Below are 26,685 nucleotides of genomic sequence, written 5' to 3'. Positions count from 1 at the left end.
CTTTCTATGGACGCTGGTCGGCCATTGCCTCCTGTGAACAACACTGGCGGAGGTATTGCGTTCGCTGCCGGATATCATTCTTTCCCGCCTTGCCGGCTTCAGCCGACAGCCGACACAGTTCCGGCCAGGCTTTGGGCAGTGCCGGACCACCCAGCGCTTTGCGGGTCGGTTCGTCCAGCCCGTCCCAGATCATCAGGTCGGCCCGGCGGACGTTGAAACGGCTAAAGGCCTCAAACAGGCCGGGGGAAAGGGAGACAGTCTGGTCAAGGTCCGGCGGCGTTGTGTCGGTCTTCAGGGCCAGGTGGTGCCATTGCCCGGTGGTCCGGTCCGGCAGGACCATTTGCTGGATGGCCCCTTCGGGGCCGGTGCGGATCAGGTGGTCGCCAATGATCTCGCGGGCCAGGGCCGGGTGGCTGATGCGCACCAGTTCCACCGCTTCCGGTGCCCGTTCGATCTGGATTCGCTGGCGCATCCAGCGGCTGAATTGGGGGTAGCTCAAGGGGGTGAACAGGAGGTAGCCGGCTTCGTTCGCAGCTTCGTGTTCCACAAAGTGCCGGAGGGCCGGGTCGTCGGGGCCGGACAGCCAGACCGCCCAGGGGGAGACGTCTCTCACGGGCTCCCAGGGGGTGTTGTCATACAGACAGTCCACCTGGGTAATATCGCTGGACCACTCAAACAGTGCCAGGCCCAGGTCCTGGATGATGCAGGAGTCCAGGACCAGCACCACGCCGGTGTCCTCCGGCCAGGCGATGAAATCGAACGGGTTGTGGCTCAGGGGGTAATGCCCGGGAGTCATGCCGGTGCCGCCTCGCACACCGGACAGGTGGCCTCCCCCTTGAGGATGGCGGCACGCTGGGCGTTGAGGTCAACCAGCGGAGCGTAGGGGGCCGGGCTTCCGCCCGGACCAGCGGAGGACCGGCCACTGCTGCCGGCGCCGGACCCCTTCCCCATATCCAGCCGGGCAACACCGCCAACACCGCCGTCAGGCGTTACCGACACACCAGCATCACCAACATTTACCGTGGGGTTGCCCACCGTAACCGTGCCACCGTGGGCCGTTTTGTCGCTTACGCGAACAGCGGACTGTCCATTGAAAGAGACGGAAGAAGAGCCCTGTACGGCGGTATCCGCCGGGCCACGGCAAACCAGCTTGTCGCCCACACGGGCCGCTGGCTGACCGCCGATCATGACGTTGCCCGAGCCTTTGAAAAACACACCGCCAACATGGTCTTTCTTGCTGGTGGTAGCAGGGCATACGTGGTAGGAGCCGAGAGTAGCAGCGGGTTTTCCCATCCTGGGTTTCCTCCGTGAATCATCCTTGGTTTGGTTCTTTTTTCGTCAGCAGTATACCCACCGGTCTCGGCAAGTCCAATGACTAGGTTCTCAGTTTGCACTGACCAACAGTGTCAGGGGCAAGCGAGGTCTCAGGCTGCAAAAGGGTCGTAAGACCCTATTGCAGCCAACCCCAATCAACCTGCCGTTGGCTACTGCTGCATTGGCACCAGGGTCAGCTCGACGCGGCGGTTCTGTTCGCGGCCAGCCGGAGTGTCGTTGGTAGCCACCGGATAGCGCTCGCCATAGCCGGTCGCCCGGGTACGTGCCGGGGCAATGCCCTGGTTAAGCAGAAAATTACGCACGGAGGTGGCACGCTGCTCCGAGAGCATCTGGTTGTAGCTGTCGGAACCGGTGCTGTCGGTGTGACCATCCACCTGGATCACGGTCTGGTCGAACTCTTTCAGCACCAGAGCCACGGATTCCAGCACACCGGTGAAGGACGACTTGATGGATGACTGATCGGTGTCAAAGGTGATGTTGCCCGGCATGACCAGTTCGATCTGGTCACCGTTGCGTACCACGCGAACACCGCTGCCTTCCAGCTTGCGCCGCAGTTCCGCTTCCTGGCGGTCCATGTAGTAGCCGATGCCACCGCCCACGGCGGCGCCACCGGCCGCCCCGATCAGAGCACCCTTGCCCCGATCGCTGCTGCCTGAAGTGGCAGCGCCCACTGCAGCACCGCCAATGGCGCCAATGATACTGCCCTTGGTGGCATTGGAGGTTTTCTCCTCACCAGTATAGGGGTCGTAGGTCATGCATCCGGACAGGCCGAATGCCGCCACGGAGAAAGCGATCAGAGTTTTTTTCACGGTCAGGTCTCCTGTGTTGTTAACCGTTCGTCAATGCCAGCAAACACGTCTTCTTTCCCGGTTTGGTCAAAGGCATGAATGATGCCCCTGAAGACGCTTGCCTGCAGATCCTGTGCTTCATTGACCAGATGGTGCCGCCCGTCGGGCAGCCTGATTTCCTCCACCGAGGAGAACTTGTTTCTGATAATCCGCAGGTTGTGCTGCCAGTCCACCGTACGGTCTTTTTCACCCTGGATCACCGTGACCGGAAAATCCACCGGGCGAGCGGACTCAATATGCGGCACCCACTGGCGCAATGCTGTTACCCAGTCGACATGTACGGCCCTTGCCTGCAAAGGATCATGTTCACGCAGGAACTTGAGGAACCGGGTATTGGCGCTGTTCTCGGAGAACGCCCGTTTCCATCGCTTCAGGAACGGCTTCGCCACACTGTGAAGAGCTCGCGCACCCAACCAGCCCATGGGGCGTATCAGGGGCGCCAGCAGTACCACAGACCTGAAAGCCGAGGTGCCAACGCCATGGTGATTCGACAGCAGGTAATCAATCAGTATACCGCTGCCCGTGCTCTGGCCTACCGCGTGCCAGGGCTTGGGAGCGTGTTGGCCGACCCTTGCCAGCAAGTCGCTCAAGACAGCCTGGTATTCGACGAAACTGCCGATGGCCGCCGGCGTACCGCTGGACAGGCCGTGCCCGGGCTGGTCCCATGCCAGCACGTCATAGCCTGAATCCAGGCAGCGTTCGATAAGCTGGCTGTAGAGCCCGACATGGTCGAAATAACCATGCAGGATGAAGACCGTGCCCCGGGTCTCCTGTTGCTCCGGTTGCCGGTAGAAGTGAACGGCTATCTGGTGGCCACCGGCCTCAACAACGCCTGGTGTGTAACGTACATGCGGATGCTCCACCCACAGGTCCAGACCATAATAGCGACAATACGCCTGCATGCCCGGATTCAGTTCCTGCGACTCATTGGGAGAGAAAGGACGAAGGCCCTCACGGACAGCGTCGCTCTCCCACTGCGGTACACCGATTTTGTCTTTTTTCCAGTACACGTATACCTACACGTCTGTGGTGGCCGAAGGGTTCCCAGGATAAAATGTAGCATCAGGAAGCCTTTAGGCAGAATAACACAGTCATCCTCCCTATCCGCCCTTGTTACGGAATTTACGGGTTTTTTACCTCAGCCGGACCCAAGCAACGCTCCCCTCGAATCAGCTCATCCTTATGACGGCGGGGCCAGCGCTTGACCCGCCACTCCAGGCTGAGGGCGCGGGAGCGATTGCCAACCGGCTGACTGAACACCAGCTCCAGCGGCCCCTTGCCACGCAGGCTTCGGGCGCACCGGGGGCCGCTGGCCTGATGCTCGGCAAATCGCCGCTCCACATCGGTGGTCACCCCGGTGTAGAGACTGCCGCTGGCGGTGCGAATGATATACAGGTGCCAGTCAGTCATTGGCCACGTTGCCTGCACCGGTCCGCTTACTGCCGGATTGCTGCACCCAAAGGCCGGCCACGATCAGGATCAGGCCGACCCAGGTGGAGGCCAGGATCACCTCACCCAGGATCAGGTAGATAAATACCAGCGACAGGAAAGGCGATATAAAAATCAGGTTGCTGACCCGGGCCGTGTTGGTGGCCAGCTTCATGGCCCGGGACCAGAGCACAAAGGCCAGCCCCATCTCGAAGGTGCCGACATAGAGACTGCCGGCGAAACCGGCACTGGCCAGGGGCGGAAGGCCATCCTGCCACCAGGTTATCGCGAAGATGAACGGCAGCCCGAACAGGAAGTTCAACAACAGGCCTGCGACCGGCTCGCGGCGGTCACGGGTAGCCAGGATCCAGTAGCTGGCCCAAACCAGGGTACTGGCTATGGCCAGGGCGACCCCCACCGGGTCGGAAAACGACAGGTCCGACAGATTGCCCCGGGTGGCAATCACCACCACGCCGCCATAGCAGACGAGCCCGGCCAGGATGTCCGTCACCCGCAGGGTGTGCCCGAGAAAAGGCACCGACAGATAGGCCAGCACCAGAGCCCAGGTGTAGTTGATGGGTTGCGCTTCCTGAGCGGGTAGCCGGTCGAAGGCGCCGAACAACAACAGGTAGTAGAGGAACGGATTGATCAGGCCCAGGGCCAGTGACTGGAGATACTGGCGCCGCGACAGCCGGAAAACACCGGCCAGCCGCCCCTGAACAGAAAGTATCAGGGCCAGCACCCCAATAGAGGTCAGGCAGGCCATCAGCAGCATCTGTAGTGGCGTGTAGTAACCCAGGGTCAGCTTGAACGCGGTAGCCACGGTTGACCAGAGCAGCACGGCACCCAGCCCGGACAGCATGGCAAGGCGCTGGTTTTTCATTCCTTTGCTCCACCGTTATCAAGCCAGCGGTAAAGCGTGCGGCGATTAATGCCCAGCACCTGGGCCGCACGGCGTTTGTTTCCGCCGACCGCCGCCATCACCTGGCGGACATAATCCTGCTGGAGAGCCTCCAGGGTCGGCCAACTGGCGATGGAGTCCTGGTCACCCCCATCGCGGCCCTTGTCCAAGGCGCCCATCTGGCGCTTGCGAATACGGGCAGGCAGGTGTTCCGGCTGCACCACGTCGCCGTCGCAGAAGGTGACGGCCCGTTCCATGGCGCTGGAGAGTTCCCGTACATTCCCCGGGAACGGATAGTCGACAAGGGTTTGCAGCGTCGCCTCGCCCAGGCGCAGGAAGCCACGCCCATGCCGGTCTGCCGACTGACGGAGAAAGTGCATGGCCAGCAGCTCCACATCATCGCCCCGCTGACGCAGGGGCGGCACCGACAGGGTAAGCGTCTCCAGCCTGTAGTAGAGGTCTTCCCGGAAATCGCCTCGCTCCACCGCTTCCAACAGGTCTACATGGGTCGCAGCAATGATTCGCACATCCACGGGTTCCTCCCGCTCCGCACCCACCGGTTTGACCTGGCCTTCCTGCAATACTCGCAACAGTTTGGCCTGCAACGCCAGAGGCATCTCCCCGACCTCGTCCAGTAGCAGTGTGCCCCCACTGGCTTCGGCGAACAGTCCCTTGCGGGCCTGTCGGGCTCCGGTGAAGGCCCCCGCCTCGTGACCGAAAAATTCGCTTTCCATCAGTTCGTGGGGAATGCCGGCACAATTTACCGGAATGAAGGGCTTCTCACGGCGACTGCTTTCCCGGTGTATGGCCCGGGCCACAAGCTCCTTGCCGGTGCCGCTTTCGCCGTTGATCAGAACGGCTGCATGGCTCCGGGCCACCTGACGGATCTCCTGGCGCAGCCGATCCATGGCGACACTTTCCCCCACCAGCCCCAGGTTGGCGGGCTGCCCGGATACCGAACGATAACGGGCCAGCTCATGACTCAGAGCGGCATGGGCAAGCAGCCGCTTTACTTTCAGCCGCAGGTGTTCCGTGGACAATGGCTTGGTGAGAAAATCGTCAGCGCCAGCCTGGAGCGCCTCCACTGCCTGGTCAACAGTGCCGAAGGCGGTAATGATGACGAAAGGCACCACGCGCCCCTCGGCCTGTAATTTGCGCAAGACCTCCAGGCCATCACCATCGGGCAATCGCAGGTCGGAAATGACCAGATCCGGAGCCTGGCCCAGGACCTTCGATACGCCTTCAGCTGTGGTACCCGCCACCAGAACCCGGTAGCCATCCAGCTCCAGTTCTTCCTGAAGCAGTGTGCGCAGACTGACGTCGTCCTCGATCAGTAACAGGGTTTCCGATGCAGTCAAACTGATTACTCCTGACGCGATGAGATTGGTGCGGCGGCTGGCCAGAACAGGCTCATGCGGCAACCGCCCAGGACGCTGTCGGTTACGGTCAGCTCGCCCCGGTGTTCTTTGATAACACTCTTGACCATGGCCAGGCCAAGGCCGGTGCCTTCACCCGCTGGGCGCGTGCTGAAGAAGGGCTCGAAAATACGCTCCCGGATGTCTTCAGCAATGCCCGGGCCGTCATCATCTACCCGCATCTCCCAGCGATTGCCAGACCGCTGTACCGTCACATCCACCCGGGAATGGGCCGCCTCGCAGGCGTTGCGAATGACGTTCAGGCAGGCCAGTTCCAGTCGCGTCGGCTCTGCCTGCACAAGAACCGGTTCATCCGGTAAGGCAAGGGTGACCGGCACCCTTGCCGTTCCGGGCTCATCCCGCAGGCCATCTGCAAGCTCGCGGAGAATCGGTGCCAGGTCCACCGGCCGACGGGCATCGGGCACGTGACGAAAGCAGTCCAGCAGTTGCTCGATAATGCGGGTCATTCGCTGCACCTGGTAACGGATATCGTCCAGGTGGCGCCTGTCATCGTTCCCCAGATCATTGCGTGCCAGTATCGCCGCCCTGCCCTCGATAACGTTCAGGGGGGCTCCCAACTCATGGGCGACCCCCCCGGCCACCCGGCCGATCATGGCGACTTTTTCCTGGTACTCCAGCTGTTCACCCAGCTCCTGTTCCCGCCGGACACGCTGGCGGATCTCTTCTTCCGCCTGCGCCATGCGCTGGCCCAGATGGTGAAGCCCCTCGTGCAACTGACGAATTTCCCGGGGCCCGGAAGGGGTGGAAAGTATCTGCCAGTGTCCCGGCCCCATACCGCCCATGGCAGACAACAAACGATTAACGTAACGGCCTACGGCGCCGTAATGGCCCAATACCACCACGAGGCTGACCACCAGCAACACCAGGCACCAGGTAACCACCGCCCAGATCCGCGCAGATGCAACCTGACGGTGGAAATCGCTACGTTTACGGGTTACCTGCAGCAGGCCAATGATACGACCGTCTGCGGCTACCAGCGGCGTGAACTGGGAGAATACCGACACCCCGTCTACCCGGCGAAAAGTGCCCCCCCGCTCACCACTCTGGATGACTTCGTTGGCACTGCGGCTGGTACGCACATTAGTATCGGCAACGCCCAGACTGGCCACCTGTATACCTTCAGCATCAAAGATGGATGCGCCATAGACGCGACCGATCCGGAAGATGGATTTAAGGGCCTGGTCCAGCACGATGTCATTGCCGTCTTCCATAGCCCTCGCCAGGGGACCACTGGCCGTCCGGGCCACCAGTTCGAGGTCCTCCCGCAGGCGCTCATCCAGGTTGTCTTCTATGGCGCTGACGGCAAGAAAGATACCAGCGCCGACGACCAGCATCAGTGGTACAACAATACTCAGGAACAGCGTCAGCCGTACCGAGTGGAAAACTTGTCCCGCGCTTCCAAGCAGACGATTCATGACCGGCTTCCAGAATGTGTCCATGGCCCGGCAGGTTAACAACCTGCACCAAAGCGGGAGGCTCCGGTGAGACCCCGTTTATGCACCCTGCAGGCGCCAAAAGACATAGATGTCACAACACGGTGTCACATGTGGCATATTGCCTCAACCAAGATTACAGCGCCGTCACCCAAGAATAAAATAAGTTCCTGTATTTTATGGATTTTCTATACCTTCCAGATTTGGCACGACTCTTGGATGCTATAAACAACGACACCGAACGTTTCGTCAACAAGGAGACTGACCATGAAAAAACTGCTGACTTCTTTCACCGTATCACTGGCACTGGTAGCCGGCGCACCGGCTGTATACGCCCAGTCCCAGACCACCCAGGAGCCGGCCCAGACCGACCAGGGAACCTACAGCAACCCGGCTGCCAGCGGTGAAGCCGAAACCAGCTACAACGATGAAGAACTGCGCAAGTTCGTGGAAGCCCAGGACGGCATCAATGATATCCGTGATGAGTACATGGGCAAGATTGAGGATGCCGATTCCCAGGATGATGCCCGGGAACTTCAGATGGAGGCCAACGACAAAATGGTTTCCGTGATTGAGGACGCCGGCCTGGATATCCCCACTTACAATGCGATCGCAACCGCATACAACAGCGAGCCAAGCGTGCGCAACCGCGTGGATGCCCTGATGTAACGAACGACCCTCCGAACACATCCTGCTCAGCTTGCCCCGCCTCTGGCGGGGCTTTTTTGTTGGCGAGACGGGCCCGCGCCGGTACCGTAATGACTGTATCTCGTCTACGATAGCCTCAGACACGCACTGCGCACGGAGAACACCATTTCATGAAAGCCAGGCACTATGGCGCCCTCATGCTGGCACTCGCCAGCGGACTGTTGCTGTCTGCCTGCAGCGACGATGACAACCCGGTGAAGGGGTTGCTGTCTGACGAGCCGGAACCGGTGATCTGGCGTTTTGCCCTGGAGGAAATTGGCGGCAGTGTTCAGGACGCCTGGGCTCAGGAATTCCGCCGCCGTATTGAGGTACTGTCCGACGGACAGATTCAGGTGGAAGTCTACCCCTATGGCTCCATTGGCACCTCGCCCCAACTGACCAGACTGGTGACCGACGGCCGGGTACACCTTGCCTTTGCCTCTCCCGGCCATGTCGCCGACGACATTCCCGAAGCCGGCGTCTTCCTTCTGCCCTTCCTGTTTCCGGAAAATGACGGCGCCAACCGCAAGGTGCTGGCCGATAATGAACTGCGCGAGCTGCTTCAGGCCGGGTGGCAGGACGCCGGCCTGCAATTGCTGGACCTGGTGCCGGAGGGCTGGATGATCTGGACGGCTAACAGGGCCCTCGACACACCGGATGACTTTTCCGGTCTGCGCATGCGAACCATGACGGCCCCCCAGCAGGCTGAAGTGTTCCGGGCCTGGGGTGCTGATCCGGTGCACCTGCCCTACTCAGAGGTATACGATGCCCTCCAGCTGGGTCAGGTGGACGGTCAGAGCAATCCGGCCTTTGCCATTGCGGAAATGAATTTCCATGAGGTGCAGTCGGTGATGACTGCGCCGAAGGCCACACGCTTTGTGGCCAGTGTGGTCAGCAACCGCGACTGGTACCGCAACCTGGACGAAGAGCATCGCCAATGGGTCGACGCGGCCCGTAGTGGCATGCCGGAGTTCATCGACGAGATCCAGCGGGACTATAACCGGCGGCGACTGCAGCAGCTGCGGGAGTCCGGCCGCATCACCCTGGAACAACTGACGGATGAACAACGTGCACGATTCCTGGAGGCCAGCCTGCCCGCCCGTGAGGCCTACCGGGCACGCGCCGGAGAACGCGGGGAGCGCATCCTGCAGCGGGTGCAGGCATTATCCGGCCCTTAGGCACGAGGGTGCCGCTGTCTACTCGGGCACCAGCCAGTCCTGCTGATGCCGGATATCCAGACCATCCGGTCCGGCGACCTCTGCCAACATGGTGCCCAGCCGGTCCCCGAACCCCCAGGGTGGATTCACCACCAGCATGCCTGAGCCGGTCATGCCCCGCTCAGGCGGCTGATTGAGCAGCGCCTCACTGTGCCAGATCTTGCGCACGCCACTGCGTGCCAGTCGTTCCGCCAACTGACTGTGAACGCCACTGGTCAGCTGTGGATACCAGACCAGGAAAACCCCGTGGCGGCACTTCTGCCAGGCCCTGGCCAGAGTGTCCGCCACGCGCCGGTAATCCTCCTTGAGTTCATAGGACGGGTCCACCAGTACCAGCAGTCGCGGCGCCCGCGGTGGCAGGTGACCCAGCAATCCGTTCAGGCCATCCTCCGCCAGCACCGACACCGGGCGCTCCCGGGCCCATTGCTGCAGACGTGATGACTCTCCGGAGTGAAGCTCGAAGGCGGTCAGCGAGTCCTGTTCCCGTTGCAGGCAGCTGAACCAGGCCGGCGACCCAGGGTAATAACGCAGTTGCTCCAGCCCCCTGTTCAGTCGTTCGAGCTCCTGCAGAATGGGTTGCCAGTCGGCCCCCGAAAGCTGATCACGCCGCGCCCATAGCCGCCGTATCCCGGCATCCGCCTCGGCGGTCTTGCGGGCGCGATCCGCTTCCAGGTCGTAATGGGCAATCCCGGCATGGGTATCAAAGCCGGCGATGGCCGAGGGCTTGGCCTGCATCATGGTCAGGGCCAGCACCTGGGCCGCGTGCTTGTGCACATCGGCAAAATTGCCGGCGTGGTACTCGTGGAGATAACTCAACATCCGATCCGCTCCGGACTCCGTATCAGGGGTGGCTTCATTAGGCCCGATGATCGACTTCCAGACAAGGCGGGTGCCGGTACGACTGACGGGGAAAGCCTGTTAATCTTTGCCATCAACAAACGACGGCTCGACCATCGTGACTTACCATCAACCGGGAGATCGCCCTTGTCGGAGACGCAACGCTCGCTGAAAACCGCTGACCAGCTCTACAGCCTGATCGCCAATGAAGAGGATGCCAGAGTCTGTACCGATCTGCCGGAGGACGCCTGCCGGGAGGTACCGCGCAACTTTTTCCTGATCCTGTTCAGTAACGTGCTGACCAAGCTCGGTGATCTGCTGATCAGCCCGAAAACCGTCCTGGCCTGGTTGTTGAACGCCGTTGGGGCGCCGGCATTGGTAGCCTGGCTGGTTCCGATCCGGGAGTCGGGCTCGATGCTGCCCCAGATGGTCATCGGTGCCTGGGTAAGGCGCAAACCGGTACGCAAATGGTTCTGGACCCTCGGCGCCCTGGGCCAGGCCGTCAGTGTTGCCACCATGGCTGCCGGGGTATGGTTCCTGCAGGGTTATTACGCCGGTGGTGTGGTGGTCGCGGCACTGGTGCTGTTTTCCCTGGCCCGGGGGTTCTGTTCTGTATCCATGAAGGATGTGCAGGGCAAGTGCATTCCCAAGGGCCGCCGGGGCCGCCTGTCCGGTCTGGCCACCACCCTGGGCGGCAGCGCTACCGCGATACTCACCATCGTGCTGTTCTGGGACCGGGGCGACCCGTCAATGCTGTTCTATAGCCTGTTGCTGTTGCTGGCAGCGGGCTTCTGGGTGGTGGCCGGCGTGCTCTTTGCCAGCGTCGACGAGTATAACGGCGAAACCAGCGGTGGCGGCAATGCCCTGAAGGATGCCTTCAATAACCTGAGTCTGTTGCGGGATGACCCGCCGTTCCGCCACTTTGTGATCACCCGTGCATTGCTGCTTTGCTCCGCCCTGGCGGCGCCCTATTTCGTATTGCTGGCGCAGAAACAGGCCGATTCCGCCTGGCTGCTGGGGGTTTTCCTGCTCACCAGCAGCCTGGCCAGTTCCATCAGCGCCAGTATCTGGGGCTGGATGGCGGATGCCAGCAGCCGACAGGTCATGATCCGGGGTGCCATCATCGCCAGTGGTATCTGCCTGGTGGTGGGTTTTTCAGCGTTGATTTACGGCGAGCAGGTCGGTGGCATCTGGCTCTACCCCCTCGCCTTCTTTATTCTCAGCATCGCCCACGCCGGGGTGCGCCTGGGCCGCAAGACCTATCTTGTGGATATGGCCGGCGGTAACAAGCGGACCGATTACACCTCGGTCAGCAACTCGGTCATCGGTCTGCTGCTGCTTGTTGTCGGCGGCCTGACCGCCCTGCTGTCACTGGTGTCAAACGTGGCGGTGATTCTGGCACTGGGTTTCATGGGCCTGGCAGGTGCGGTCAGTGCGGTGCGCCTGGAAGAGGTCTGAGGCGCCGTCCCGGGATTATCAGGGCGCACGACCATCATTCAGCGCCAGCGCGCCCCGCACCACCCGGTAGATATACCAGATGGCCAGCCCCAGCAGGATGAACCAGCCGATGAAAATGACGATGGTCACAGTGCCTACCACCCCCCACAACAGCGCGAGCCAGAAGGTGCGGATCTGCCAGCGGAAATGGGCAGCGAGCGTAGGGTTCCGGGCCTCGTCCTGCTTCACATAGTTGATAATGACTCCGGCTACCGCCATCAGGCCGGTCGTGGGAATGGCTAACGCCTGCAGCAGATAGACGGCGACGACCACCTTCCACAGGGGGTCTTCGTCCAGGCGTCGCTCTTGCTGCCCGGCGGGAATAAATTCCGCATCGGTCAAGGCTTGTTCCTGTATTTGAGCATGTTGGCCCAGTATAGGCACTGATGAGGGCGGGACACCAGTGTGCCTTAACACTAGCGTCCCGTGTGGCTGGTGGCCGGCTTGTAGCCAAGCCGCAACCCACCCCAATGGCGACCCTTCACGAAGATCGGCACCGACAGGTCGTGCATGATCTCGCCGGTATCACGGCGATAGGTCTGCAGTAGCATGTTGTCGGTGTGGCTGCCGCAACGGGCACCGGTGCGGTCATTGAACAGCCGCTTGCTGCGGCTGCGTACCAGGTCCTGTTCCGGGTTACCGGTAGGCTCATGGGCAAAAACCCGGTTATGGGTAGGCACGTAACCATCGGGGGCCGTGGCAATGGCAAAGACCAGGGCGTCATGGGAGGCTGCGACCGGTTCCTGGAACTCCGGCAGCACACGATCCGTAAACTCATCGAAGCCGCTGTGGTACTTGACGGGAGAGGTATTCGCAATAGGCGTGCGTTGCTGGTCAAACAGTTGTGCCTCAGTCAGCTCGCCCTTCTCCAGAGCCTGCTCGAAGCGTTTACCAATGGCATCGGCGGTGGTTGTCGCCTGCTCGTAAAAGAAACGGTGATAGCTTTCCCTGCTGCTGGCGGCAAAGGCGGCATTAGCCTGCTCCGCCAGATCCATCAGGCGCGCCGCCTGAGTCGCCAGCTCGCCGACACCCCGGTCGCTCTCGGACATCTCGTCCCGCAGGGTTTCCACCCCCTGGAGAATCTGCTCCAGGTTGCGCTCGTTCTCCCGGTCACTTTCGGCGATGGCAAACACTTCAACCTCCAGTTGGTCCGCCTCATGTCCGATACGCTCCAGGCTGCCGGAGACAGACTCCACCGATGTCAGTCCCCGGTCCACGGAATCGGACAGTTGCTCCACACCATCCAGGATACTGGCGGTGGCCTGGCGTATGTCCGCCAGCACACCGGCCACTTCCGAAGTGGCCTCTGTGGTTCTCGATGCCAGGCTTCTTACTTCGTCGGCCACCACGGCGAACCCCCGCCCCTGTTCACCGGCGCGGGCCGCCTCGATGGCAGCGTTCAGCGCCAGCAGATTGGTCTGCTCGGCGATAGCCTCAATGACCGAGGTGACTCCCTGGATCTGGTCAGACTTGTCGTTGAGTTCGCGGATCAACGAGAGATTCTGTTCTGACTGTTGATGCACCTTGCGGATATCGCCGATGGCAGATTCCAGGGCCCCGCGGCCATCGCCGCTGAGCCGGCTGGCACCCTGAGCCCGCTCGGCGGCGTCTCCGGCCTTGCGGGCACTGTCACGGACGGTTTCGGTGACCTGGCCGGCATAGTCGGCCATTTGCCGGGTTTCACTGACCTGGCGGTCCAGGCGTTGTTTGAGCTGGTCCACGGCCCAGGACACCTCGGCCGCGGAAACCGCGTTCTGGTCTGCGGAGCTGGACAGGGTTCCGGTCAGGGTCCGGCCAGTGGCCGCCTCCTCGAGCAGTGTCTGGAAACGGGCATACCATGGATGGCGCCGGTCCAGTTCTCCACGGGCGAGTTGATCGGTGGCCACCAGCATGGGCGACATCACCCACCGCCACCACAAACCACCCGTCACCAGGGCCGCAAGTGCCGTCACCAGCACAACCAACCATACATTGCCGGCACTCGCCTGGCTGCTCATACCTGCTGCCACGGAAGTTGCAAGCAATGGCAGCAACCCGGTTAACACAGCAAACCGGTCTGGCATCCCCATCTGGACCTCTCTGAATTATTGTATTGTTCATATTATAGTCAGGTCAGCATACGACAAAGTCACCGCGAATAAATCCGACTTTAGTTAAATCAGGCTTTCAATTTACATCAATTAACATTCACACCGCATGGACACAGAAACGCCGGCCCGAGGGCCGGCGCAGATATCGAAGCTATCTGTTTCCGTTCAGCGACTGGTCAGGGCATCACGCCCCAATAACGCCACCACCATCCCGGGTCACAACCACAACGGAAGAGCGGGGATGTCCTTCCGCAGAGTCCTCGGGCCAGGCAACCGGATGCTGGATGCCCACGAACATGCTGGTGCGGTCCGGGGTGGTCACCACACCGGTAACCTCACAGTTGGTGGGCCCCACCAGGAAACGCTTGATTTCCCGGGTATCCGGGTTCGCTGCCAGCATCATGTTGTTGCCCCAGGGCTCGCCCCAGCGCCCGTCGGTCTGGATCCACAGGCGGCGGTCAGAGTCGAACCACAGGCCATCGGGGCTGTTGAACAGGTTCGATTGATCCAGCTCCACCACGGCGTCTCCCTCCACCACGGTCTGGGTGCCGCTGTCGCCAGCGAACACAAAGATGTCCCAGTCGAAGGTGGTGGCGGTATGATCGCCATTGGCTTCCATCCAGCGAATGATGTGGCCATCCGGGTTGGGGCCATTGGGGTTGGCAGCGTCTTCCTGGGCTTCGGTGCGATTGTCGTTGTTGGTCAGCGTGAAGTAGACCTCTCCGGTCTGCGGGTCCACGGCTCCCCATTCCGGGCGATCCATGGGAGTAGCACCGGCGATATCGGCGGCGAGACGGGTATTCAACAACAGGTCGGCCTGGTCCTCGAACGCCGCATCGAACTGGATATCACCTACCATGGTGCCAACCGCGTCGGTCATCTTCTGGACAAAGCCGGCATCGTCCATGGACAGGGGCAGCCATTCCCCGCTGCCATCGTCATTGAAACGGGCTACATACAGGGTACCGGTGTCCAGCAGGCTGCCATCGGCGGTGGCAGCGCGATATGGCTGGGCCGACACAAACTTGTAGATGTACTCGAAGCGGCTGTCGTCACCGGAATAACAGACCACCGGCTGGCCTTCCACCGCCGGGGCGAAAATCACCCCTTCGTGGCCGAACTTGCCCAGGGCGGTGCGCTTCTGAGGAACGGACTCCGGGTCAAAGGGATCAATTTCGACCATATAACCGAAGGTGTTGGCCTCATTGCGGTAATCGTCAGTCGCGGAGGCTCCAGTGCTGGTCGCATCGAAGCGGACATATGCATCGGCGCGACTATCCGCCAACTCCCACTTATAGCGGCGGGATTCGGCCATGACACCCGCACGTTTGTACTCCTTTGGCATGGGCTCGTCACGGCAAGCGAAATAGCCGTGCCAGTTTTCTTCGGCGGCCAAATAGGTGTTCCAGGGCGTGGGGCCCATGGAACAGTTGTTGAGGGTGCCGCGGGTAGCGGTGCCATCGTTGCTGTACCTGGTCACCACCTTGTCGTCGCCCCGGACCGGCCCCTGCAGTTCCATGGGTGTGGCACCGGTGATACGGCGGTTATACGCGCTGCCATGCACCAGCTCCCACTGGCCATTACTGTCGCGGCGGATGTGCGCCACAGTGACGCCGTGGGCAGCAATTTCCTTGCGCACTTCATCGGCCGGCCGGTCACCGTTGCCCAACGTCGTAGGCCCGTTGGGATGCGCTGCGTCCGCATCGATATACTCGTGGTTGAACACCAGCAGGCCCTCAGTGGAGCTGTTACCACCCTCATTCACGTCGATGGGATAATAGTGCATGCCGTCATGGTGCATGCCTACCTGCTGCTCCTGCTGCTCACCGGTGTTGTTGGCCTGCAGGTCAAAGTCCGGATAGGCACCGGTTACCGGCGTCCCCCAGGGCAGGAAAACCGTGGCTGTGTAGCCAGCCGGCACAGTGATCTGATTCGCATCGGTGGGTGCTACCGGCTCGAAACCCAGAGAAAGGGATTGGCCACCACTGTCGCCATTGCCACTGTCATCACCGTCGTCATCATCGCTGTCGCTGCCGCAGCCGGCCAGAGACAGGCCCATAAAGCCGACCAGGGCAGCGCCCATGGTGCCTTTCATGACAGTCCGACGCTGCATGCGTGAAGAAAGCACCTGATGGAAGGGCTGATTGTCGCTGTGGTTCACGACGGGTTCGTGTTCAGGGTCAAGCTTGATCAGGCTGGGTGCATTCTGGTCTTTCATGGTCTCTCTCACTTCTGATTATCAGAGGTTGTGGAGACCACAGGATGGGCAGGATAGTTTACAGAGCAGTGACAGAAACTTGTCACTTTTTACTACCCTGGATGACAGGGCGCCTGGCATGCCAATTCGATGGCACCGAAAAAACCAAAAAAAAGCAGGCACCCGGGATGCCTGCTCTTCCTGACGAAGATGTGCCCGGAGATTTACTGGGTCATTTCGTCTTCGGCCTCTTCCATGGACTCATCCACTTCCTCGCCGGCTTCCTCCATTTCCTCGCCCATGTCATCGGCGGCATCGGAGGCAGATTCAGCGGCACCTTCTATCGGGCCTTCCTGAGTGCCGGTTGCATCCTCGAAGGTTTCCTCGGTGGCATCGGCCGCGTCCTCGGTCATTTCCTCAACGTTTTCCGCAGCCTGGTCAAAATCTGCGCCTTCTTCGGTGTCGTCGCTGCAGGCAGCGAGCCCCAGAACCAACATCAATGTGAAGAAACTCAGCGTCAGCTTTTTCATCAGTCATCCCTTTTGGTTGGTGAGAACACGGCCAGCCCCGACAAATCGAGACATGGTTCACGTTCGCCGTGTCGTCAGCACCGATACTAGGACACTACCTGTCACAATTGCATTGCCATCAGATTACCGGATGTCAATAACCGTTCAGGTTGTAACCATCGATAATCAGGATGTGATCCACTGCCAGCAGCACACCCTTGTCCAGAGCGATATAATCGCCCCCGGGACGGGTGAACAGGTCACGGATACGTGAATGTACTACCTGAACCTGTCCGGCTGCATCCCGGTAGACCAATTCAACAATCTGCTGCTGAAGGATGTAATGGGTCAGTTTCGACTTGAGGGACGATTCCAGTAAGGGCCTTGCTTTCGCCATATCCTTGCCTATGGTGAGCGGGAACCGAAAATAGCGAATTCCTGGAAATACGCCATGCTGCATAATGATTATCAGACACCGTGATAAGTCTGGATCAGTTTGCCGGTATTTTCCAGAAACCGGCAGCAACAATGAGACGATGTGTCAGACCGATTCAATCGCCCACCTGTTCGCTGTCGAGGCTTTTGTTTAGAATAGCCCCCCTTTCAACTCGCCACCGAACAGGATGATCCATGGACTGGCTTCAGGTTGTGATCCTAGCTCTGGTACAGGGCATTACCGAATTCCTACCGGTTTCGTCTTCCGCCCACCTGATCCTGGTGCCGGTGCTCACCGAATGGCAGGACCAGGGTCTGGCCTTCGACGTTGCCCTTCACCTGGGCAGCCTGCTGGCCGTGGTGCTGTATTTCCGCACAGAGCTGATGGCGATGACCGGCAGCTGGTTCCGCTCACTTCAGACCCGTAAACCGGACGCTGACGCCAGGCTGGCCTGGGCTGTCCTGCTGGGTACCATACCGGTGGGACTGGCAGGCCTCGCGTTCAAGGACACCATTGAAACGGTGCTGAGATCACCATTGTATCTGGCCGCCGGCCTGATCGTATTCGGCGTGGCGCTGGCCTGGGCCGACCTGCGTCATCGTGGCAGCCGCACGGAATATCAGATGACCTGGAAGGACGTTCTGATCATCGGCTGTGCCCAGGCCGTGGCCCTCTTTCCGGGCACGTCCCGCTCGGGCATCACGATTACCGCCGCCCTGTTCATGGGTATGAACCGGGAGGCGGCGTCACGCTTTTCCTTCCTGCTGTCCATTCCGGTAATCGTGCTGGCCTGTGCGCTGTTGATCAAGGATCTGGCGGCAACACCGGAACCCATCCAGTGGGGCGCCATGGCGGCGGGAGTCCTGCTCTCGGGGATCTCTGCCTACCTGTGTATCCACTTCTTCCTGGCCTTTATCAAGCGCATCGGCATGATGCCGTTTGTGGCGTACCGGATCATCCTCGGCGTTATCCTGATCGGTGTGTTTGCCTGATGATCTGACCCTCGTCATACGCCGATGTCAGAACCAGTTTGCCTGCATATCGAGGCAGGTGGTGTCCTGGTTCTGCAGCAACACCAGGTCCTGCGCCACTTCCGGCAGGGTCCAGTGGAAGAAGTAGCGGGCGGCATGTAGCTTGCCCCGGTAGAAGCTTTCCTCGCCTGGTGCGGCCTCAGCCAGTTTGCGCGCAGCCGCATTGGCCTGTTGCAGCCACATCCAGCCCGCCAGCATCTCACCAAACAGGTGCAGGTAACGGCTGGCGTTGGCCAGAACACGATCCTCCGCCCCATCCTGCAGGCCCTGCCCAAGCCCCTGGGTAACCTTCACTGCCCGTTGCAGGGTCTCACTCAGGGACAGGGCCCACTGCTGGGTGTCCTGGGTGGACGCTGCTTCAAGATCCTTCTGCAGGGACTGCAGGAACAACTGCAAACCATGGCTCTGGTGTTGCCACACCCGCTGCCCCAGAAACTCCCGCGCAAGGCGGCTGGTTTCCCCGGGATCAGGGATCCGGCTGGTATCACCCGCCTTTCCCAGGCTCACTGAGGTCAGCCAGGCTGCCTGCCGGGGCCACCAGGCAATCAATGGTTCCAGGAATGCCAGCAGACGTTCGCTGTTCTGTCGCCGTTCCGCTTCGGGATGACTCTGGACATCCTCGGCCAGAGACGCTCCATACAGCCCCATGGCCAGAGCGGCTTCGCTGCGACTCTTCGCCACCAGCAGGCGCCCCCGCAAATCCGCCGCTTGCGGTGCATCCAGATCCGCCGCCTCCAGTTTTTCCAGCAATGCCCGGTAATCCTGCCAGGCGCTGACCGATGCCGCCATGGGCGCTGCCACCAGATCTTCCGAACGGGTACGGAACAGTCGCGATTGCTGTCCGGCACTCTCGTACAGGGCGTTACCCAGGGTCAGGATGACTTCCGGCACTACGCCCACGGAATCACCTGCCAATGCTTCCGCCCGCTCATCGCCGGCACTGCTGCGACCTGCCGACAAACGACTGAAGGTCTCCACCACGGCCCCGAGAGAGCTGCGGGAATGCTCCTGGTAGCGATCGCGGGAGGCCAGGGCACCGGTATCAAGGACGTCAAACAGCTGGAACAGGAATTCCCGGGATTCGACCTGACTGGCAACCATGATTTCTCACTCTGATCTGATGGACAACGGGCCGGGGTTCGGAGAGCCCGGCCGCCCGGCGGGCGCCTAGTGTGCCTTAACATTCGGCGACAGCCTCGCACAGGGCGGTCTACAGATCCATAGTCAGGCTCACATTGCGACGGGATAGTGCCTGGCTGAAGGCGCGGCACAGATCCACCAGGGGGTGGGAACCATCAGTTCACGCGGGGATACACACCGCAGACACCGCCTCTGGACAATACCCACTGCCACAACTGGATCTCACGGGCACGGAAAGCTCCGGCACAGGACAGCAGATAATAGCGCCACATCCGGAAAAACCGGTCCCCTAACTCGTCGGCGAAACGGGGCCAGGCTTGCTCGAAGTTGCGGTACCAGGCCATCAGTGTCTTGTCATAATCCGGACCGAAATTGTGCAGGTCCTCCACCACGAACAGATCGTCCACCGCATCGCCAATCTGGCCGATGGAGGGCAGCTCGCCATTGGGGAAGATATACCTGTCAATCCAGGGATCATTGCCATGGGTGCGCCGGTTGCTACCGATGGTGTGCAGCAGGAACAGGCCGCCCTCCTTCAGGCAGCGATGGGCCACTTCCATGTAGGTGCGGTAGTTCTTCTCACCCACATGTTCGAACATGCCGATGCTGACAATGCGGTCAAAGGTTTCGTTCACCTCCCGGTAGTCCTGCAGCCGGAATTCCAGCGGAAGATGCGGGTATTTTCGGCGGGCGTGCTCAGCCTGCTCCCGGGATATGGTGATACCCACACATTCCACCCCGTAATGCTCGGTGGCATAAGCCATGAAACTTCCCCAGCCACAGCCTATGTCGAGCACCCGCATGCCGGGCTCCAGCTGCAACTTGCGGCAGACAAGATCGAGTTTGGCTTCCTGGGCTTCATCCAGGGTTCGGGCATCTTTCCAGTAACCGCAGGTGTAGGTCATACGGGCATCAAGCATGGCCCCGTAAAATTCGTTACCAAGATCATAGTGCCGCTCGCCGACTTCCCTGGCACGGGCAACCGTCTGCCGGTTGAGCAGGCGGGCTTTCAGGCAGTGCAACAACACCCGGGTCGGGCGCACCTGCTGGGCCAGGCGCGCCCTCAATAGCCGGCAGATGAACTCATCAAGCGCCTGCGACTCCCAGGCGCCATCCATATAGCTCTCGCCAAGCCCCAGATTACCGCCGGTGAATATGCGTTCGGGCACCCCGGGGGCGTTGAGCTGCATATCCCAGGGCCTGTCGCCGCCCAGGGAGATATCCGCTTTCGCCAGAAGATCCCGCAGGTAGTCCTGCATGGACGATCGACCTGTGAGCCTTGCCTTGACAGATTGCCTGGACAGTTCCATGACACTTTTCCTCCTGAAAAGCCGCAGAAACTACATACCTGTGTTAACAATAGACCCGGAACGCCCATTTTTTAAATTGGCACGCTCTATGGAACAGGAAGGTCCTATATATTCCTAACTATGACGCCCAAAGCGACACTCACCTTCCGGGAAGTCACGGACGGCTGCGGACGGGACCCGCCATTCTATCGGTTCCAGATCACCACGCCCTGGCGATCATCACCAATGCCGATAACGATTCCACCACGATCACGGTCGTACCGGTGATGGTCCCGATAACCTTGTCTGTGCCGACGGTCGCGCCTGTCGTTATCATGGTGCCACCGACGCTTCTTGTGATGGCCATGGTGCCAGCCGTTGTCCCGGTGGTGGTGCCTGCGGTGGTACTCATGGGAATCCCGAACCCGCATTCTCATCCGCCCGTCGGAGCGTTCACCTTCTTGGTGCCATTCCCGGCCCCGTTCGTGGTGATCACGGTCAGCCATGACCACGGGGGCGGTGCCCAAAAGCACCAGAGTTGTTAAGGCAATCAGCCAGCGTCTCATCATGATCCTCCTTTTGGCCTCTGCTGCCGGATACAGGAAACCCTGTCCTGTCCGGCATTTTCCGTACTTTAACGCGGGGGATGTAAAGCCATGCCTGGAAAGGCGTAAAGATCCGGTAAAGACCCGGTGTCCCGTGCGGTTAATTCGCTGACCTACTGCGTGACGCTGGGGCCTCTGGCCAAGGCGCCAGTCCGCAGGTGTGGTGGTTCCACATCAAGGGCTGGCAACACCGGCCAGAGGCCCCAGCGTCGCGCCCTTCGGGAGCCACTGAGAGCCTTGAGAGCTGTGTTGCGCTGACTCGATTTGGAACCACCGGAGCGCCGGCCGCCAACCCTTCGCCACCGCGCCTCGCTCTCAAGGCTCTCAGTGGCTCAGTAGGCCAGCGAATTAACCGCACGGGACACTAGTACCCTGGTCTGGATAAAACAGGCCATTTGGCAAGTCGGGCCGTGACTCCATCGACCCCATCAAGACAAAAAACGCCTACCGTGTCTCAACATGAAGTATTTGATGTAAGACATGTCATATTTCTCGAGACATTTACTGGTTTTGTCTTAATTAATCTTTAGCCTTGCTATACAGGTTCCGGTTAAACACCGGTAATCCGATGTGGGAGGAACTGGAGTTTCTCCAATAAAAACAGGGCCCGATGGCCGGCACAGCCATCTCCAGTGGGCCCGATAAGTAATGTGAGGGAGGTGCCTGTGTCAGAAGACAAACCGTCAAATAAGCCGATCAATTCCGGGAGGCGTCAACTGATGATTGGCTCCGGCCTGGTTGGCGCAGCAGCGGCCGTAAACCCCGGCATGGCATTCGCAGGCTGGGGAAACCGCAGCTGGGGCTGGTGGTGGAACCCACAAGAAAACGTTGAAACCGTTGACTGGACCGTTGAGCAACTGCGAACGGCGCTCAATGCCCTGAGAGATGACACGTTCTTTGCCATGATCGCCTTTGGCGTTCCCGGCGATGACCCCTATTCCGAGTACCAGGGTGTCAGCACACCCTACCCCGGTGGCATCACCACCCGGGCCGACCTCTACCTGGCCGGCGGTACAGACCTGCTGATTCCCATCCCCTCGGAGTTCAAGGCACAACTGCTGGCCTCAATCGCCACCTATCTGCAGTTTTCGCCTATGGACATCCCCGAGATGGCCTCTGAGGATGTTGGTGAGAACGGCGAATACATTCTGGAGAACCTGGACCGCACCTTTACCGAACTACTCGAGGGTGACGTATCCAACTCGGTTCTGGCGGCACTGCTGCTTAACCTGGCTGCCACCCGCATTGCTGGCTCCATCGACGGCCCATTCCCATCGCCGTTTGCCAACCTGAGCTGGGACCAGAAGGCTCAGGTATTTGAAGAGCTGGAAAACGAGCACTCCTGGCTCAAACGCGCCATTGCCTGGGCGATCCCCAACCGGGATTACCGGGAAGCGACCCCTGGCGTCATTAACCTGATGGTTGCGTTCCTGTTCCGCGTCAGCGGCTTTGGCAGTTACTGCGAGTTCGCTGTATTCAACCCGGCCACCCGCGAAGTGGTCCAGCGTCCGCTGGGATGGGTTCTGAGCCAATATGCACCCGATGCACCGCCCAGTGGCATCGGTAGTGACGACTTGATCGGTTATTTCCAGGGTCGGAGGAGTGTTTGATGCGTGATGTTATTATTATTGGCGCCGGTGGCGGTGGTCCCGTAGTCGCCAAAGAGTTGGCCGAACGCGGCCTGGATGTACTGATGCTGGAAGCGGGCGCACGTCACGCTAATCCAGAACAGGAATGGTCTGCCCTTGAAAATCACATGAACAGCTCCCTGTCGGGCAAGCTGCGCTTTGGACCGTCAGACCCGGCCAAACCTGCCTGGTTCCGGGAAAAAACCTCGCCTGGCGCCTTCTCCCAGGTCGCCGGCGTCGGCGGCACCACCCTGCACTACTACGGCAACAGCCCCCGGGCCATGCCCGGCGTGTTTGCCGGTTACAACGGTCGCGACAGCCGCATGTACGACCATCGGCACCGTTTCCCGTTCAGCTACGACGAGATGCGTCGTTACTATGAGTGGACCGAAGCGACCCTGCCCGTGCAGACCGCCGCCATGGGCACGAAGGAAAAGGCCTTCTTTGACGCGGCAGCGCTTTCCGGCCTCACACCGATTACCGGCAAGGACATTACCCACGCCGGTTTCCGGCCCCAGGAGAATGCCATCCTGCAGCCGGGCGGCACTGCCGGCAAGACCAGTGATCCATCTCAGCTGAACTACCCCAATGCAACCGGCTGTACCCTGTGCGGTCACTGCTTCCAGGGCTGCATGCTGCCCAAGGGCGCGCCTCGCAACCTGAAGGCCCGCCGCTCGACCGACAACAGCTATACGCCCATGGCCCTGACCGCCGATCTGTGGAAACCGGGCGGCAAGGCCGTCACCCTGATCAGTGATGCCTACGTTACCCGGATCCTGTCGGACCGTCGCTGGGGCCGTCGTATGCAGAAGGCCACGGGTGTTGAATGGCGTGACGTCAACACGGGTGAAGTTCATACCGAGGATGCCAAGGTCGTGGTCATGGCCGGCGGCTGTATTGAAAACCCGCGCCTGTGGATGAACAGTGACCTGCCCGATCCCAATGGCTGGGTTGGGCGGGGCCTGACCGATCACGCCCTGGACTGGGTAACGGGCATCTTTGATCATGACGTGGGCGGTGCCACGGGTACAGCCTGTTCCTCCCGCGCTGATTTCCCGGGTTATGGCGCTATTCAGAATACCGCGAACACCCCGGGTGTGGCCGCCAACAACCTGGCGCAAAGCGATAGCGGCATCCGTGGAGCCTACACCAATGGTGTCGGCGGCCAGGGTGCCTGGGACGGCCAGGCCGGTCGCGTCTTCGGTACCGAGCTCAAGGAGATGATGTCCAACATCAACAACCAGATGAGCATCCTGGTACTGACCGATGATGACGTGGAAAGCCAGAACAAAGTGGACGTATCCCGCGTGTTCGAGGATGACCACGGCCCCGTCGCCCGGGTCAGCATCGACAAGCGCCGCCGTTCACGCCGCACCCAGCGTAACCGGGACTACCTGGCCAACAAGTCTGCGGAGATCCTGCGGGCTGCCGGCGCCACGAAGATCATTCGCACCGACTGGGCGCCGGTGCTGCTGCACCTGCAGTCCTCCATGCGCATGGGCGACAGCCACCGCGACTCGGTGCTGGATGAAAACTGTGAAGCACGGGCCGTGGAAGGTCTGTTCATTGCAGATAACTCCGCCCTGCCGAACTCACTGGGCGGGCCCAACCCGACCCTGAGCACCCAGGCTCTGGCCACCCGTACTGCGGAGAAAATCTTCCAGCAGTACTTCGGCGGCGATATCTGGGTAGGACAGGAAAGCCCGATCTGCTCCATTGATGACGTGGTCACCCAGGCCGTTATCAATCGGGGCCTGTAAGAGAATATCGCTACCAGGAACCGGTAGCGATAGCCGGAACGGACTCTGGCGACCTTTGGGGGTAACACTCTGCTTGCAGAGTGTCGTTTTGGCCCGGCAGTTTCTGCCGGGCCTTTTTTGTGCCTGACGGTCAGCGGTCAAGTGCCCTGAGACAATGGGAGAGTGTCTGGGCAATACCGGCGTTGAGACGCAGGTCCAGCATGTCATCAGCCCGGGTGCGCCCCAGATTGAGCGCGGCCATGGGTTTGCCCCACTCCCGGGCGTAACGGCAGAAACGCAGCCCCGAATACACCATCAGCGAAGACCCCACCACCAGCAAGCCGTCCGCCTCGCGAAGGTAGTCCAGCCCACGATTGACTCGCTCCCCCGGCACAAAGTCTCCGAAAAACACCACATCCGGTTTCAGGATACCGCCACAATCCGGACAGTCGACAACCCGGAAGCGGCTGAAATCCACCTCCAGATCCGCGTCGCCGTCCGGGGCCGCACCGGCGGAAAAGTCCAGGAAGCCGGGATTGAGGTCAGCACACCAGTGGTGCATCTGATCACGTTCACAGCGATAACCACAGCCCATGCACAGTACCTGATCTGCTCGCCCATGCAGATCGATTACCGCCCTGCTACCGGCCTTCTGGTGCAGGCGGTCAACGTTTTGGGTAATCAGCAGATCGGTGTAGCCCAGCGCCTCCAGTCCGGCCAGATGCTGATGGGCTCTGTTCGGTGACGCATGGCGGATTACCGGCCAGCCCAGCAGGCTTCGCCCCCAGTAGCGCTGGCGAAGTGTGTGATCTGACAGGAAGGCCTGGTGCTGCACGGGCTGGCGACGTTTCCAGGCACCCCGGGCGTCACGATAGTCGGGAATCCCCGAGTCCGTGCTTACCCCCGCCCCGGTCAGTACAAGTAGCCGGGGATGGCGACGAATATACTCCGCCAGTCTCGCCGCCGCTTCCTCCGCGGCCATTTCCACCGGTTCAGGGCCCTCGCCGGGCATGGCAACCGAACGTGTGGTGGGGCGCATGGATGTCATTACCGGCCTCCTGGTGTCCCGTCTGGGTCATTCGTTAATCTAGAGCCACTGAGGGGACACTACCCTCAAGCAATGGTTGCAGGGGCGTGAGTCTGTCGACCAGAAAGTCCTGGGCAATCCGGACCCGGGCCATCTTGCGCAGGTCCTGGTGGGCCAGTAGCCACAGATCTATGCTCTCACCCTCAAGGGGGTCGGACAACCGCCTCAGGTCACCGGCCCGGTCACCCAGGTAACAGGGTAACACCCCCAGACCACCGCCCGAACGGACCAGGCTGTACATGCCAAACAGGCTGTTACAGCGAATGGTCGCTGCCGGTCTGCGCAGGTTACGTCGATACCAACGGCCCGTTGCCAGGTGCACAAGGCTTTCGTCCGGTACAATCCATACGTGAGCGCCTGGCAGGTCGGATTCATCGAACGAATTCTGTTCCAGGTAAGCCTGACTGCCGTAGATGGCGGATTTGATGCAACCGATGCGGGAACCCACCAGGGTCTTCTGTGGCTGATTGGTCGGCCGCAGCACCAACTCCGCATCGCGCTGGGTCAGGCCGGCCACATCGGTGCTGGAAATGGCCTCCAGTTCGATACCCGGGTGGGCCGCCACCACCTCTGTCAGCACAGGCGCCAGCAGCCCGTTGAGCAGGCTGTCGGTGGTGGCTATACGCACCCGGCCCTCCGGCTGGGCTTCCTGGCCCACCAGACGGCGCTCCAGGTTCTCCATATCCATCGACAGCCGATCCGCTTCCTGGAAGGCGAGTTCACCGGCAGGTGTCAGGGCGAGACCATCCCGGTTACGCTCGAATAAATGAACACCCAGCTCTTCTTCCATCTGGTCCAGCCGCCGGAGCACCGTGGTCTGGTGCACGCCCAGCAGCTCTCCTGCCCTGACCAGAGTGCCCCCATTGGCGAGAGCGTGTACATATCTCAGATAGTCCCAGTCCATAGTCCGTGCCCGTGTTTTTTATGACTGCAAATTTGCAACAGGAATATGCAGTTTAACGTATTTAAACTGCGGATAAGAGCGATCAAAATACCACCATCCTGACGAACAGGCCGGAAACCTTTCGTCGGGAGGCACCGAATCATGCAAGCAAACCAACCTCAGGAGGTAAGACGTATGCAAGATCGCGCCATAGTAACTCCCGTCCCCTCCACCGTGCTGCACAACGCCGTAGAGCTTCGTCGGGTGTACACCCGCATAGCCGCCCGGAAAGCTGTGAAAGTGGTGGCCCGCTGGATGCACGCTGTTCAGCAGCGTATCGCACTGTACATCGGCCCCACTCGGCCGACGGCAGGTTAATCGCAGGGACCGGCAAACAGACGACCGGCCGGGCCAAACGGTACACTGGAGCTG

At 60.7% G+C, this 26,685-nt stretch carries 26 protein-coding genes; 7 read left to right on the top strand and 19 right to left on the bottom strand.

Annotated features, from left to right (window positions below; translation table 11 throughout):
* Positions 1 to 4: 4 nt before the first annotated feature.
* The 8 genes from ACFOZ5_RS04315 to ACFOZ5_RS04280 all read right to left on the bottom strand — a co-directional run bounded on the left by ACFOZ5_RS04315 (position 5) and on the right by ACFOZ5_RS04280 (position 7,363).
* A complete protein-coding gene (locus ACFOZ5_RS04315; RefSeq protein WP_379885660.1) occupies positions 5 to 796 on the bottom strand; it encodes a DUF4123 domain-containing protein in 792 nt (263 codons plus the stop codon).
* Positions 793 to 1,293, bottom strand: coding sequence for a PAAR domain-containing protein (locus tag ACFOZ5_RS04310; RefSeq protein ID WP_379885658.1), 501 nt, complete (start codon positions 1,291 to 1,293; stop codon positions 793 to 795). The genes ACFOZ5_RS04315 and ACFOZ5_RS04310 overlap by 4 nt, the downstream gene beginning before the upstream one ends.
* A gap of 191 nt (positions 1,294 to 1,484) precedes the next feature.
* Positions 1,485 to 2,144: an OmpA family protein gene (locus tag ACFOZ5_RS04305; protein WP_379885657.1), complete on the bottom strand. Its 660-nt coding sequence runs from the start codon at positions 2,142 to 2,144 to the stop codon at positions 1,485 to 1,487.
* A gap of 2 nt (positions 2,145 to 2,146) precedes the next feature.
* Positions 2,147 to 3,193 (bottom strand): alpha/beta hydrolase, encoded by a 1,047-nt coding sequence (locus ACFOZ5_RS04300; protein WP_379885655.1) that lies wholly within the window; start codon positions 3,191 to 3,193, stop codon positions 2,147 to 2,149.
* Positions 3,194 to 3,305: 112 nt separating this feature from the next.
* Positions 3,306 to 3,593, bottom strand: a complete 288-nt coding sequence (locus ACFOZ5_RS04295; protein ID WP_379885654.1) for a GIY-YIG nuclease family protein — start codon at positions 3,591 to 3,593, stop codon at positions 3,306 to 3,308.
* Positions 3,586 to 4,494 (bottom strand): DMT family transporter, encoded by a 909-nt coding sequence (locus tag ACFOZ5_RS04290; RefSeq protein WP_379885652.1) that lies wholly within the window; start codon positions 4,492 to 4,494, stop codon positions 3,586 to 3,588. The genes ACFOZ5_RS04295 and ACFOZ5_RS04290 overlap by 8 nt, the downstream gene beginning before the upstream one ends.
* Positions 4,491 to 5,876: a sigma-54-dependent transcriptional regulator gene (locus ACFOZ5_RS04285; protein WP_379885879.1), complete on the bottom strand. Its 1,386-nt coding sequence runs from the start codon at positions 5,874 to 5,876 to the stop codon at positions 4,491 to 4,493. The genes ACFOZ5_RS04290 and ACFOZ5_RS04285 overlap by 4 nt, the downstream gene beginning before the upstream one ends.
* The gene (locus ACFOZ5_RS04280) at positions 5,876 to 7,363 is read right to left on the bottom strand and encodes a sensor histidine kinase (protein ID WP_379885650.1); all 1,488 of its coding nucleotides are present in this window, start codon (positions 7,361 to 7,363) and stop codon (positions 5,876 to 5,878) included. Before ACFOZ5_RS04280 ends, ACFOZ5_RS04285 begins: the two co-directional genes overlap by 1 nt.
* Positions 7,364 to 7,648: 285 nt before the next feature.
* Between ACFOZ5_RS04280 and ACFOZ5_RS04275 the strand changes: the two genes are divergently transcribed.
* Together ACFOZ5_RS04275 and dctP are read left to right on the top strand one after the other, a co-directional pair.
* Complete coding sequence (locus tag ACFOZ5_RS04275) at positions 7,649 to 8,050, top strand: DUF4168 domain-containing protein (RefSeq protein WP_379885648.1); 402 nt, start codon at positions 7,649 to 7,651, stop codon at positions 8,048 to 8,050.
* 149 nt (positions 8,051 to 8,199) lie between these two features.
* On the top strand, positions 8,200 to 9,246 hold the full coding sequence (gene dctP / locus ACFOZ5_RS04270) for a TRAP transporter substrate-binding protein DctP (RefSeq protein WP_379885646.1): 1,047 nt from the start codon (positions 8,200 to 8,202) through the stop codon (positions 9,244 to 9,246).
* Between the two features lie 18 nt (positions 9,247 to 9,264).
* On the opposite strand, the gene ACFOZ5_RS04265 is transcribed toward dctP, so the two are convergent.
* Positions 9,265 to 10,104: a 23S rRNA (adenine(2030)-N(6))-methyltransferase RlmJ gene (locus tag ACFOZ5_RS04265; RefSeq protein ID WP_379885645.1), complete on the bottom strand. Its 840-nt coding sequence runs from the start codon at positions 10,102 to 10,104 to the stop codon at positions 9,265 to 9,267.
* Between the two features lie 165 nt (positions 10,105 to 10,269).
* On the opposite strand from ACFOZ5_RS04265, the gene ACFOZ5_RS04260 reads away from it, so the two are divergent.
* On the top strand, positions 10,270 to 11,580 hold the full coding sequence (locus ACFOZ5_RS04260) for an MFS transporter (RefSeq protein ID WP_379885644.1): 1,311 nt from the start codon (positions 10,270 to 10,272) through the stop codon (positions 11,578 to 11,580).
* Between the two features lie 18 nt (positions 11,581 to 11,598).
* Here ACFOZ5_RS04260 and ACFOZ5_RS04255 read toward each other — a convergent pair whose 3' ends face one another.
* The 5 genes from ACFOZ5_RS04255 to ACFOZ5_RS04235 all read right to left on the bottom strand — a co-directional run bounded on the left by ACFOZ5_RS04255 (position 11,599) and on the right by ACFOZ5_RS04235 (position 16,812).
* The gene (locus ACFOZ5_RS04255) at positions 11,599 to 11,961 is read right to left on the bottom strand and encodes a DUF4870 family protein (protein WP_379885642.1); all 363 of its coding nucleotides are present in this window, start codon (positions 11,959 to 11,961) and stop codon (positions 11,599 to 11,601) included.
* A 74-nt stretch (positions 11,962 to 12,035) separates the two neighbouring features.
* On the bottom strand, positions 12,036 to 13,688 hold the full coding sequence (locus ACFOZ5_RS04250) for a methyl-accepting chemotaxis protein (protein ID WP_449288620.1): 1,653 nt from the start codon (positions 13,686 to 13,688) through the stop codon (positions 12,036 to 12,038).
* Positions 13,689 to 13,893: 205 nt separating this feature from the next.
* A complete protein-coding gene (locus ACFOZ5_RS04245; protein WP_379885640.1) occupies positions 13,894 to 15,927 on the bottom strand; it encodes a PhoX family protein in 2,034 nt (677 codons plus the stop codon).
* Between the two features lie 203 nt (positions 15,928 to 16,130).
* Positions 16,131 to 16,436 carry a hypothetical protein gene (locus ACFOZ5_RS04240; protein WP_379885638.1) on the bottom strand — a complete coding sequence of 102 codons (306 nt, stop codon included), beginning with the start codon at positions 16,434 to 16,436 and terminating at the stop codon, positions 16,131 to 16,133.
* Positions 16,437 to 16,569: 133 nt separating this feature from the next.
* The gene (locus ACFOZ5_RS04235; RefSeq protein WP_379885637.1) at positions 16,570 to 16,812 is read right to left on the bottom strand and encodes a hypothetical protein; all 243 of its coding nucleotides are present in this window, start codon (positions 16,810 to 16,812) and stop codon (positions 16,570 to 16,572) included.
* 233 nt (positions 16,813 to 17,045) lie between these two features.
* On the opposite strand from ACFOZ5_RS04235, the gene ACFOZ5_RS04230 reads away from it, so the two are divergent.
* On the top strand, positions 17,046 to 17,843 hold the full coding sequence (locus ACFOZ5_RS04230) for an undecaprenyl-diphosphate phosphatase (RefSeq protein ID WP_379885636.1): 798 nt from the start codon (positions 17,046 to 17,048) through the stop codon (positions 17,841 to 17,843).
* A gap of 27 nt (positions 17,844 to 17,870) precedes the next feature.
* Here the strand turns inward: ACFOZ5_RS04230 and ACFOZ5_RS04225 are convergent, their stop codons facing one another.
* The 3 genes from ACFOZ5_RS04225 to ACFOZ5_RS04215 all read right to left on the bottom strand — a co-directional run bounded on the left by ACFOZ5_RS04225 (position 17,871) and on the right by ACFOZ5_RS04215 (position 20,880).
* Positions 17,871 to 18,983 carry an acyl-CoA dehydrogenase C-terminal domain-containing protein gene (locus ACFOZ5_RS04225; RefSeq protein ID WP_379885635.1) on the bottom strand — a complete coding sequence of 371 codons (1,113 nt, stop codon included), beginning with the start codon at positions 18,981 to 18,983 and terminating at the stop codon, positions 17,871 to 17,873.
* 194 nt (positions 18,984 to 19,177) lie between these two features.
* The gene (cfa, locus tag ACFOZ5_RS04220; RefSeq protein ID WP_379885634.1) at positions 19,178 to 20,332 is read right to left on the bottom strand and encodes a cyclopropane fatty acyl phospholipid synthase; all 1,155 of its coding nucleotides are present in this window, start codon (positions 20,330 to 20,332) and stop codon (positions 19,178 to 19,180) included.
* 185 nt (positions 20,333 to 20,517) lie between these two features.
* The gene (locus ACFOZ5_RS04215) at positions 20,518 to 20,880 is read right to left on the bottom strand and encodes a hypothetical protein (protein ID WP_379885632.1); all 363 of its coding nucleotides are present in this window, start codon (positions 20,878 to 20,880) and stop codon (positions 20,518 to 20,520) included.
* A gap of 755 nt (positions 20,881 to 21,635) precedes the next feature.
* On the opposite strand from ACFOZ5_RS04215, the gene ACFOZ5_RS04210 reads away from it, so the two are divergent.
* Positions 21,636 to 22,526: a hypothetical protein gene (locus ACFOZ5_RS04210; protein WP_379885631.1), complete on the top strand. Its 891-nt coding sequence runs from the start codon at positions 21,636 to 21,638 to the stop codon at positions 22,524 to 22,526.
* Positions 22,526 to 24,304 (top strand): GMC oxidoreductase, encoded by a 1,779-nt coding sequence (locus ACFOZ5_RS04205; protein WP_379885630.1) that lies wholly within the window; start codon positions 22,526 to 22,528, stop codon positions 24,302 to 24,304. Before ACFOZ5_RS04210 ends, ACFOZ5_RS04205 begins: the two co-directional genes overlap by 1 nt.
* A gap of 130 nt (positions 24,305 to 24,434) precedes the next feature.
* Here the strand turns inward: ACFOZ5_RS04205 and ACFOZ5_RS04200 are convergent, their stop codons facing one another.
* Positions 24,435 to 25,331 carry an NAD-dependent protein deacetylase gene (locus tag ACFOZ5_RS04200; protein ID WP_379885628.1) on the bottom strand — a complete coding sequence of 299 codons (897 nt, stop codon included), beginning with the start codon at positions 25,329 to 25,331 and terminating at the stop codon, positions 24,435 to 24,437.
* A 34-nt stretch (positions 25,332 to 25,365) separates the two neighbouring features.
* Positions 25,366 to 26,274 carry a LysR family transcriptional regulator gene (locus tag ACFOZ5_RS04195; RefSeq protein ID WP_379885627.1) on the bottom strand — a complete coding sequence of 303 codons (909 nt, stop codon included), beginning with the start codon at positions 26,272 to 26,274 and terminating at the stop codon, positions 25,366 to 25,368.
* A 174-nt stretch (positions 26,275 to 26,448) separates the two neighbouring features.
* On the opposite strand from ACFOZ5_RS04195, the gene ACFOZ5_RS04190 reads away from it, so the two are divergent.
* Positions 26,449 to 26,631 (top strand): hypothetical protein, encoded by a 183-nt coding sequence (locus ACFOZ5_RS04190; RefSeq protein ID WP_379885625.1) that lies wholly within the window; start codon positions 26,449 to 26,451, stop codon positions 26,629 to 26,631.
* The last annotated feature ends 54 nt before the right edge of the window (positions 26,632 to 26,685 follow it).

The sequence above is a fragment of the Marinobacter lacisalsi genome, assembly GCF_042651045.1.
GTDB lineage: Bacteria > Pseudomonadota > Gammaproteobacteria > Pseudomonadales > Oleiphilaceae > Marinobacter > Marinobacter lacisalsi.
Note: the sequence above shows the minus strand (reverse complement) of the source record. Positions and strands in the feature narration are given on the sequence as shown.

What these genes read in the sequence shown, in the direction of transcription:
- ACFOZ5_RS04210 (WP_379885631.1), top strand. Translation starts at nt 21,636, where the DNA reads ATGATTGGCTCCGGCCTGGTTGGCGCAGCAGCGGCCGTAAACCCCGGC.
- ACFOZ5_RS04240 (WP_379885638.1), bottom strand. Translation starts at nt 16,436, where the DNA reads ATGAAAAAGCTGACGCTGAGTTTCTTCACATTGATGTTGGTTCTGGGG.
- ACFOZ5_RS04230 (WP_379885636.1), top strand. Translation starts at nt 17,046, where the DNA reads ATGGACTGGCTTCAGGTTGTGATCCTAGCTCTGGTACAGGGCATTACC.
- ACFOZ5_RS04235 (WP_379885637.1), bottom strand. Translation starts at nt 16,812, where the DNA reads ATGGCGAAAGCAAGGCCCTTACTGGAATCGTCCCTCAAGTCGAAACTG.
- ACFOZ5_RS04265 (WP_379885645.1), bottom strand. Translation starts at nt 10,104, where the DNA reads ATGTTGAGTTATCTCCACGAGTACCACGCCGGCAATTTTGCCGATGTG.
- ACFOZ5_RS04295 (WP_379885654.1), bottom strand. Translation starts at nt 3,593, where the DNA reads ATGACTGACTGGCACCTGTATATCATTCGCACCGCCAGCGGCAGTCTC.
- ACFOZ5_RS04245 (WP_379885640.1), bottom strand. Translation starts at nt 15,927, where the DNA reads ATGAAAGACCAGAATGCACCCAGCCTGATCAAGCTTGACCCTGAACAC.
- ACFOZ5_RS04195 (WP_379885627.1), bottom strand. Translation starts at nt 26,274, where the DNA reads ATGGACTGGGACTATCTGAGATATGTACACGCTCTCGCCAATGGGGGC.
- dctP (WP_379885646.1), top strand. Translation starts at nt 8,200, where the DNA reads ATGAAAGCCAGGCACTATGGCGCCCTCATGCTGGCACTCGCCAGCGGA.
- ACFOZ5_RS04290 (WP_379885652.1), bottom strand. Translation starts at nt 4,494, where the DNA reads ATGAAAAACCAGCGCCTTGCCATGCTGTCCGGGCTGGGTGCCGTGCTG.
- ACFOZ5_RS04215 (WP_379885632.1), bottom strand. Translation starts at nt 20,880, where the DNA reads ATGATGAGACGCTGGCTGATTGCCTTAACAACTCTGGTGCTTTTGGGC.
- ACFOZ5_RS04315 (WP_379885660.1), bottom strand. Translation starts at nt 796, where the DNA reads ATGACTCCCGGGCATTACCCCCTGAGCCACAACCCGTTCGATTTCATC.
- ACFOZ5_RS04275 (WP_379885648.1), top strand. Translation starts at nt 7,649, where the DNA reads ATGAAAAAACTGCTGACTTCTTTCACCGTATCACTGGCACTGGTAGCC.
- ACFOZ5_RS04190 (WP_379885625.1), top strand. Translation starts at nt 26,449, where the DNA reads ATGCAAGATCGCGCCATAGTAACTCCCGTCCCCTCCACCGTGCTGCAC.
- ACFOZ5_RS04280 (WP_379885650.1), bottom strand. Translation starts at nt 7,363, where the DNA reads ATGAATCGTCTGCTTGGAAGCGCGGGACAAGTTTTCCACTCGGTACGG.
- cfa (WP_379885634.1), bottom strand. Translation starts at nt 20,332, where the DNA reads ATGGAACTGTCCAGGCAATCTGTCAAGGCAAGGCTCACAGGTCGATCG.
- ACFOZ5_RS04225 (WP_379885635.1), bottom strand. Translation starts at nt 18,983, where the DNA reads ATGGTTGCCAGTCAGGTCGAATCCCGGGAATTCCTGTTCCAGCTGTTT.
- ACFOZ5_RS04205 (WP_379885630.1), top strand. Translation starts at nt 22,526, where the DNA reads ATGCGTGATGTTATTATTATTGGCGCCGGTGGCGGTGGTCCCGTAGTC.
- ACFOZ5_RS04200 (WP_379885628.1), bottom strand. Translation starts at nt 25,331, where the DNA reads ATGACATCCATGCGCCCCACCACACGTTCGGTTGCCATGCCCGGCGAG.
- ACFOZ5_RS04310 (WP_379885658.1), bottom strand. Translation starts at nt 1,293, where the DNA reads ATGGGAAAACCCGCTGCTACTCTCGGCTCCTACCACGTATGCCCTGCT.
- ACFOZ5_RS04250 (WP_449288620.1), bottom strand. Translation starts at nt 13,688, where the DNA reads ATGGGGATGCCAGACCGGTTTGCTGTGTTAACCGGGTTGCTGCCATTG.